Source organism: Streptomyces tricolor (genome assembly GCF_002155905.1).
GTDB classification, from domain to species: Bacteria; Actinomycetota; Actinomycetes; order Streptomycetales; family Streptomycetaceae; genus Streptomyces; species Streptomyces tricolor.
This window is the reverse complement of the sequence record NZ_MUMF01000530.1, coordinates 1-2,515: the sequence shown is the minus strand read 5'-3', so window position 1 is coordinate 2,515 and position 2,515 is coordinate 1. Positions and strand designations below refer to the sequence as shown.

General features: G+C 73.5%; 1 protein-coding gene and 1 pseudogene. Both read right to left on the bottom strand.

Going from position 1 to position 2,515, the window contains the following annotated elements; all coding sequences use genetic code 11:
- On the bottom strand, positions 1-1,500 hold a 1,500-nt coding region (locus tag CCN44_RS32670; RefSeq protein ID WP_086701786.1), incomplete at its 3' end, for a M48 family metallopeptidase.
- 221 nt (positions 1,501-1,721) lie between these two features.
- A pseudogene (locus tag CCN44_RS32665) lies at positions 1,722-2,515 on the bottom strand (hypothetical protein); the annotation flags it as partial.

Sequence of the window (2,515 nt, the reverse complement as noted above, 5' to 3'; positions counted from 1 at the left end):
GGGCAGCCGCACCGACGCCGGGCGGGACCAGGAGAACTCCCAGTGCAGCAGCGAACGGGAGCTGAACTCGGCCAGCACCATGGTGCGCAGCGAACGGCGCAGCGCCGGCCGTACGAACTCGCGGAACGCCCGCCCCTTCGCGGCGGCGGCCTCCTCCGACAGCGGCAGCTGCTCCGCCAGCCGCCACAGTCGGCCGTCGTCGATGACGTCCAGCAGCGCGGACAGCGTGGCCGGCTGCCCGGTGTACCCGGTCAGCGCCCGGTGCAGCGGGGTCTGCGCGGTCGCCAGGCCCGCGGCCATCGAGGCGTCCAGCAGCTCCTCCCAGCCGGCCGCGCGCGGGTAGCGGAGCAGCTCGTCGGCGAGGACGGCGTCCTCCAGGGCGGCCAGCGTGCGCGCCGGGTCGGCCAGCAGGGCCAGCGCCGCCCCCTTGCCCTCCTCGGCCCGGCCGTCGGCGGGCAGCGCCTCGATCCGGCGTACGCGGTCGGCGATCGGCGGGTGGGAGTCGTACTGCCCGGCCGGCTCCTCCGGCAGCTCCGAGCGGAGGTCGACCAGCTCCAGTTCGCGGGCCGTCAGCAGCTTGCCGAAGCCGCCGAAGAACTCACCGCGCGGCGGCAGCAGCCGGGCCTCCAGGCCCAGGGTGGCGTACGACTCCAGGTAGAAGTCGTGGGAGGCGGACAGCACCGGGATCTCGCGCAGCGCCGACGCGGTCGCGTCGCGTCCGGCGATCCGGGCCGCGGCCAGGTCGGCGGCGTACTCCTGGCCGCGCGCCGTGGAGAGGGAGGCGCGCAGGTAGAACTTGCCGTACGCGGTGTAGATCTTCGCCATCGTCCGGTACGTCGCCCCGACGCCGGTCGTGTCGATCTCCTTGGCCTTCTTGCCCTTCGCGACCCGCTTGGCGGACTTCTTCTCCTGCCGGGCCCGGTCGGCGGCCACCTTGTCGTCGGCCTTCGCGTGGAACTGGCCGATGACCCGGCCGATCTGCACGCGCCCGCGCACGACGAGCGCCGACAGCCGGGTGTCACCGCCGGTGAAGTGCCCGAACTCGTGCGCCAGCACGGAGCGCAGCTGGGCCTCGGTCAGGCCGGTCAGCAGCGGGACGCCGAGGTAGAGCCGGCGCGGGCCGGGGAGCAGGCCGAGCAGCCGCGGTTCCTCGCTGACGGCCGCGTTGACCTCGCCGGTGAGCAGGATCCGGTCGGGGGCGCGGGTGCCGGCCGCCGCGGCGAGTTCCCGGACCAGCGCCCACAGCCGGGGCTCGTCGGCCTCGGTGACCGGGATGCCGGGGCCGTCCTCCCCCTTGGGCGTGCGCAGCATGAACATGCCGCGGACGACGGGGATGGCCAGCAGGACCGTGACGAAGCCGATCTTCGCCGCGAGGGGGCCGTGACCCCAGCTGAACACGAGGACGTCGATGCCGATCAGCGCGGCGAGCAGGACGAGACTCAGCAGATAGAAGCCGAGCAGCAGGACGAGAGCGCGCAGCGCGCGCAGAGTTGCGCCCATCGGGCAGATCCCCCCACAGGACCTCAGAAAAGGGACATGACGGAACACCGGACCGGCGGCGGGCCGGTCGGTACAGGGTGGTGCTGACGATTGCTGGTGGTGCCGGTGATGCGGTGTGGGGGGAAGCGGAGTATGCCCTACCCCAGGTCAGAAGGGCAATGCGAGTGGATCGCAGGGCACCCGGGGGAGCCCTGCGGCAGGCCGGGCCGCCGGGCCGTCGGTCAGCCGGGGAGGCCGGCCGGGCTGCCGCCGTTGGCCTCGTAACCGGCCACCGCCAGCGCGCGGGCCACGGCGAACTCGGCGGCCGGGTCGGCGTACAGGGTCCACGGCAGCGCCCCGACGTGGCCGTCGATGTGTATCAGCTGCTGCATGGCCTCCGCCCAGCGCTCGGCACGGACCAGGAAGAAGAGCAGCAGATGCCGGACGTGCGGCAGCGTCGGGTCGTCGGGGCGGGCCGCGTGGACCGCGTGCAGCGCGCCGTGGATCGCTCTGGTGACGACCTCGCTCTGGTAGAAGCTCGCGACCAGGTTGACCTCCGGGAGGTGCTCGAACACCGCGAACAGCGGCAGCGCCGCGAGCAGCGAGCCCTCCGGGGCGCGGGCGGCGGCGGCCTCGGCGAAGGAGTACGCCTGCTCACGGGAGCCGTGCCACTTCTCGCACCAGTAGTGCAGCGCGGCCAGGTGCGCGCCCATGTGCTGCGGCGCACGGTCGAGGATCTTCAGCCAGAGCTGGTCGAACTCGGCTTGCGCATAGGCCAGTCCGCGCGCGATGGACAGCTCTATGACGTACGGCACCGGGTCGCCGGGGGCCAGCAGGGCCGCCTGTGCGCAGGCCTCCCGTGCCTCCTCCATGATGATCCGGAAGTCGTCCGTCCCGGGGGTCGCCGTCCGCCAGGCCTGCTGCACCAGGAACTCCGCGTGGACGGCGACCCCCGGGACGGACGACTTCCGGATCATCATGGAGGAGGCACGGGAGGCCTGCGCACAGGCGGCCCTGCTGGCACCCGGCGACCCGG